General features: G+C 27.5%; 7 protein-coding genes. All 7 read left to right on the top strand.

Features of this window, described 5'->3' with window-relative positions; genetic code table 11:
* The first annotated feature begins 112 nt into the window (after window positions 1-112).
* The 7 genes from BX611_RS14920 to BX611_RS14950 all read left to right on the top strand — a co-directional run bounded on the left by BX611_RS14920 (window position 113) and on the right by BX611_RS14950 (window position 5,112).
* Window positions 113-520: a hypothetical protein gene (locus tag BX611_RS14920; RefSeq protein WP_115882825.1), complete on the top strand. Its 408-nt coding sequence runs from the start codon at window positions 113-115 to the stop codon at window positions 518-520.
* The gene (locus tag BX611_RS14925) at window positions 513-953 is read left to right on the top strand and encodes a hypothetical protein (RefSeq protein ID WP_115882827.1); all 441 of its coding nucleotides are present in this window, start codon (window positions 513-515) and stop codon (window positions 951-953) included. Before BX611_RS14920 ends, BX611_RS14925 begins: the two co-directional genes overlap by 8 nt.
* Window positions 954-1,124: 171 nt before the next feature.
* Window positions 1,125-1,712 (top strand): DNA-binding transcriptional response regulator, encoded by a 588-nt coding sequence (locus tag BX611_RS14930; RefSeq protein ID WP_115882829.1) that lies wholly within the window; start codon window positions 1,125-1,127, stop codon window positions 1,710-1,712.
* Window positions 1,709-2,740, top strand: coding sequence for a sensor histidine kinase (locus BX611_RS14935; protein ID WP_115882831.1), 1,032 nt, complete (start codon window positions 1,709-1,711; stop codon window positions 2,738-2,740). The genes BX611_RS14930 and BX611_RS14935 overlap by 4 nt, the downstream gene beginning before the upstream one ends.
* A gap of 815 nt (window positions 2,741-3,555) precedes the next feature.
* Window positions 3,556-4,125: a hypothetical protein gene (locus tag BX611_RS14940; protein WP_147296436.1), complete on the top strand. Its 570-nt coding sequence runs from the start codon at window positions 3,556-3,558 to the stop codon at window positions 4,123-4,125.
* A 67-nt stretch (window positions 4,126-4,192) separates the two neighbouring features.
* Window positions 4,193-4,414, top strand: a complete 222-nt coding sequence (locus tag BX611_RS14945) for a hypothetical protein (protein WP_115882835.1) — start codon at window positions 4,193-4,195, stop codon at window positions 4,412-4,414.
* Window positions 4,415-4,572: 158 nt separating this feature from the next.
* Window positions 4,573-5,112, top strand: coding sequence for a hypothetical protein (locus BX611_RS14950; RefSeq protein WP_115882837.1), 540 nt, complete (start codon window positions 4,573-4,575; stop codon window positions 5,110-5,112).
* Window positions 5,113-5,340 lie beyond the last annotated feature (228 nt).

Genomic DNA, 5,340 nt, shown 5'->3' on the forward strand with positions numbered 1-5,340 from the left:
TCTAAAATAGAATGTTTCTTAATATTTATTTTACTAAATTTATCAAACAAAAATTGCAAAAAACAAATCACAACTTTAGTTATACAAAACCGTTGCCCACAATTAGAAAAAAATGCTAACAGAAAACGATATTATTGAAAATTTAACTGACTTTCTTATTGAGAAAGATTACAAAATTGAGCAAAGCTTGACAACAAATCAACAAGGAATTGATGTTATCGCAAAAAATAATTTTGAAACATTATATATCGAAGCAAAAGGAGAAACAAGTTCTAAACCATCATCGAATAGATTCGGGAAACCTTTCAATGGAAATCAAATAAAATCACATATTTCAGTTGCTCTTTTAGCAACAATGAAAGTCATTTCAAATAAACCATCTGGTAATCTAACAAAAGTTGGAATTGCGTTACCTGACACCATTGGGCAGAGAAAAATAATTGAAGAAATTTTACCTGCATTAAAAATGTTAGATATTCGAATTTATTGGGTAACTACTAAAAGCGTGAAAATTGAGTAAAATAGAAGAATATCTTTCCGAATTTGATGATTATGAACTAGCCTATTTTGCTAAATACAAACTTGACACCTATCTGAAAAATTCGCAAGAAAATATAAACCAAATACTCTTTAAAAGAGGTTTGACAAAATCTCGCATTAAAAACCTTATTGAGAATAATCCGAAATCTAAACTAGATGACAATAAAGAAAGATGTCCGAGATGTTATTCCGATAAAATCAGAAAGGATAAAGTAGAATATACTAATGAATCAAATGGAGGCAGTTTGGGTATTGCAATCACAGCCTACAATGCTACGAATGGTAAAGTACCTTACAAAAATGAGGTGATTTGTAATGTTTGCGGATTTTGGTTAAAAGACCCTAATAATGAAAAACCGAAAATGTTTATAACAAGATTCTTGAGTAGATTTTTGACAAAAAAAGAGGATTGAAATAACTGTGGGCAACAACTCATAAAATTTATGCTTAAATTTGAACTAATACAAACGACAAACATTCAACTAACGATTTGCTACAACCGAAAAATCTCCGATTTTCCAGTCGCACAAATCTTATAAAAACCCGTTGGGGCTAATAATGAAATAACAAAACAAAAAAAAACTATGATTGATTTTTTAAAAGAACATTACCAATGGCTATTTAGTGGAATTGGTGTAACTATTTTAGTATTAATATTTTCAAAAATATTTAATAAAAAAGAAAATGAACCAGTTATGAAAGTTTCTGGTGAGAATAAAAATAAGGTAATTATAAATAATTTTTCTCAAGAAAAAAATTCAAATAATGACAATGTTGAAGAGACAGATAATAATCGGTTAAAAGACAAAACAAGGATTTTATTTGTTGATGACGAACATACAAAATTTAAAATGGTTTCAATTTTAAAAAAAGCCGGTTGGAAAAATACAAAATCAATAAAAGATATTACAGATTTAGATGACCCAAAAGCAAATGAAGCCGATATTATATTTGTTGATATCAATGGAGTTGGAACAACTCTTTTTGAAGATCAAGGACTTGGTTTAGCTTCAGCTTTAAAAAAGAAATACCCATCCAAAACTATTGTTATCTATTCTGATGAAACAAGTGGTGATAGATTTCATAAAGCATTAAGGGAAGTTGACGACTGTTTACCTAAAAATGCTGAACCATATCAATTTATAAACCTTATAGAAACTTTTGCAAAATGAACCATTATTCAATTTCAGAGGTTAACGATGAATTAGTGTTATCCAATTTAAAATCTAAATGTAAAAATTGCTTAAAGAACTGTCAAACAATTGGAAAAATAATTGATTGCCCTATTTATAATGAGAAAAGAAGAAATGGTATTAATATAAATACTAAAAGCAAAACCTTTCTTTGTTGTAATAAAACAAAAACAACTAAATTATTTCGAGAGAAGTTAGAAAGTTTATCCTATTCATATTCGGATATTAAATTAGTGAAATCCGACTTTGAGAATTCAATAAAAACAATTGAACAAAAAAGAATAAATAGATTAATCCATAATTTAACCTCTATTAACGCTCATAATATTCAAGAAATTTATGATTTAGTATCTCAAGATATTTTAACAAAAAACATCAATGAACAACTTGAGTATATAGAAAAAGAGATTATAAATAATCCCAAAGAAGCTTCAATGATGTTTATCCGAATGGCTAAACATAATATTCATATGAAATCTGAATTTTCAATATATAAAAAATTAGATAGAGCAAATCCAACTTTTGAGAAAAGGTCGCATCCAATTCATAAAGTTTTAATGAATGTTCTTCATACATTCTTTGTAGATTTTTCTGATAAAAATGTATTTGTAAATGTTGGTGAAAATCAAAATTTCATATTATGTGATTATGAAGCAATACAAGTTGCATTATATCACGTAGTTGAAAATTCTGCAAAATATGTTCAACCAAACACAAAAATTGATATAAGTTTCAGAGAATTGACTGACAAAATCGAATTAAAATTCAAAATGACAAGTTTTTATATTGAACCAGACGAGTTAGAAAAAATTTTCACAGAAGGTTATTCAGGAAAAGAAGTTAAAAAAGCTAGGAAAAATGGAGAAGGAATTGGACTTTGGAGAGTTAGCCAAATGTTACGATTAAATGATGCGGCAATTAAAATTAATGCAGGAACAGATATTGAGAAATTAATGGGATTTAGATTTTCGGAAAACGAGATTATTCTTGAATTCAAAAAATACTAGCCCCAACAACTGGTATAAAAAATTGCTAAATTCAAAAAAATAGAATGTTTCTAAAATATAAATAACTTAAATTTAAACATCGGAAAATTACTTTTTCAAAAACGCAACTTTCCATACCAAAAACCGTTGTATAACATGGCGGAATTTACTCCGAAATTCCTAATTTGAGTTTTATAAGTTTAAAAAATCAAACTGTCTAAGTCACGAGCAAAAAAAGATATTGAGATAGAAAAATTAAAAACCACTTCTACCCAATTTGATAAATAGTAAAATTGTCAGATTTGAGCAATGAATCGGAAAATGGAAAGTTGAAACGGAGAAAAATCATTGAATTGGCTAGATTTGAGCATAATTACGGAATTAAAATTTGAAACGGATAAATTGAGCAATGAAAACGGAAAAACTCATTGAAACGTGAGATTTGAGCTTTGAATCGGAAAACGTATTTATGATAAATTAATACAAAAAAGACAAATTCAACGATTTATAATTATTTCGGATTTGAATATTGAAACGTGAGATTTTAGCATTGAATTGGAAAAGTATTTATGATAATTTATTACAAAAAAGATAAATTCAACGATTTATCAATCATTGCGGATTTGAATATTGAAACGGATTTAATTGGAACAAAATAAAATAATTTGAACTCAAAACCACGTTATACAACACCGCGCATAAAAAATTGCTTTATTCAGTAAAATAGAATGGTTCTAAATCAAAAAAATAATATATTTATACGCCTGAAAAATTACGATTTCAAAAGTCGCAACTTTTCATGCTCAAACCCGTTGGCAATAATTAAAAAGATGATAATGAGAAAAATAATCATATGTACATACCTTATATTTATGTCCTCTTGTTCATCTGTCAGTAATGTTTTTAGACAAACTGAAAAAATACCATTTCAAGTTTTGAATTCCATTAAGAATACAGAAAAATGGGAGCATATTTTACTGAAACATTTATTTAAGGATTTTGAAATACAGGAAGTTAACGATAATATTATCTTAACAAAACGATTTAAACAGTATAGTGCTTTAATTAATACTAAAGTAACAAATAGTTTGACAGTTTTTATTACAACATCTAATGAATTGGATTTAAACATTTTAGCTAATGATTTAAGTAAAAATGAAAATTTCAGAGTCAGTTCTGCTGTAACTAAAGAAACTATTGACAAATATACTAGAGAAACAAATGTGAATTTTTTATTTCATCGAATCCTTGATAAAAAAGAATTTGAAAAACAACTATTTGACATTCTTGGCGATCCAATAGAAGTTGAAAAAAATCAATACAAATGGAATATTAATGATTATAGAATAGTTTACAGAACAATTCACAATACTATCAGAATAGAATTAAAATATAATTTGTATTAGTTAAAATAGCTTAAAAGGGGAAGACGAAAACCTTATAGAGTAGTCTCAATTAAAATAATTAATTTAAATGGAAAAATCAAGTGAACCCAAGATTGATGACTTAGAATTATCAAAAGTATTGCCTGATGATGATTCTAATATCAAAGCACAATGGTATAGAACTTATTGTTGGATACACAAGCAATGGTTAATGAGTGCTTGGACGTCTGACAAACAAGTAGCGATAAATAAAAAGAAATCGCATAAGAGAAGTTATCCTACCCATACTGTAGAAGTCAGGTACAAATAACTATTGCCAACAACGTGTAAACGCAATAATGGCTGAATTTCCTACTCGGAAATTCTAGCCTTTTTAATAAATTAGTGGCGTCAGCGGAAAGTACTCGCGCACTTTCCCATTACTGACGCTTACACAAAACCGTTACCAGCAATTAGATTTCAATAAATATGACAAATAGAATTGGACGATTTACAGCTTTAATATCATTTCTGATTGGAACAATGATATTAATTATATTTTATTTCACTGATTCAAGTGCAATTACAGAATTTGGAATGATTTTTATTGTTGTTGCGGGAATAATTAATGCAGGAGTTTTTGTTAAAGTATTAATTGACTTAATCAATGAAAAAGAGAATAGAAAAAAGTATTTTTTCACTTCTGGAATAATGCTATTAAATATTCCGATAATTCTTGCTTATTTTTACTTTGTAATGATATTAATGAATACGATGAGAGTATCATTTATAAATGAAACTGGCCGAGAAATTACAAACTTAAAAATTATTGGCGGAGAACCTAAATCAATAGAAAAACTTGAAATCGGAGAAAAACAAACTAAATGGATTGCTATAAATTCAATCAATGACTTAATTCTCGAATACGAATTCAATGGAGAAGTAAAAACAGAGATGATTTATTCATATATGGTAGTTGGAAAAAAGATTGAACATAGAATTGGAAATAAGATTAAGCTGATTGAATAAAAAAAGCTGGTAACACCTCATAAAATTTATGCTTACTTTTAAACTAAATAACGAACTGACAAACATTCAACCAACGATTTGCTACGTCCGAAAAATCTCCGATTTCTCAGTCGCACAAATCTTATAAAATACCGTTGGCATTAATAGTGCCAGAGGAAAATTTTAGTTCTATTGAAAAATGATTAGCATTCTATTATAATTTGTAATTTTTAAGATAAATCTAGTTAA

Source organism: Lutibacter oceani, assembly GCF_003384935.1.
GTDB classification, from domain to species: Bacteria; Bacteroidota; Bacteroidia; order Flavobacteriales; family Flavobacteriaceae; genus Lutibacter; species Lutibacter oceani.

Bases quoted from the DNA above. Each gene is read 5' to 3' on its own strand.
- BX611_RS14920 (WP_115882825.1), top strand. From the start codon at position 113: ATGCTAACAGAAAACGATATTATTGAAAATTTAACTGACTTTCTTATT.
- BX611_RS14930 (WP_115882829.1), top strand. From the start codon at position 1,125: ATGATTGATTTTTTAAAAGAACATTACCAATGGCTATTTAGTGGAATT.
- BX611_RS14935 (WP_115882831.1), top strand. From the start codon at position 1,709: ATGAACCATTATTCAATTTCAGAGGTTAACGATGAATTAGTGTTATCC.
- BX611_RS14940 (WP_147296436.1), top strand. From the start codon at position 3,556: ATGAGAAAAATAATCATATGTACATACCTTATATTTATGTCCTCTTGT.
- BX611_RS14945 (WP_115882835.1), top strand. From the start codon at position 4,193: ATGGAAAAATCAAGTGAACCCAAGATTGATGACTTAGAATTATCAAAA.
- BX611_RS14950 (WP_115882837.1), top strand. From the start codon at position 4,573: ATGACAAATAGAATTGGACGATTTACAGCTTTAATATCATTTCTGATT.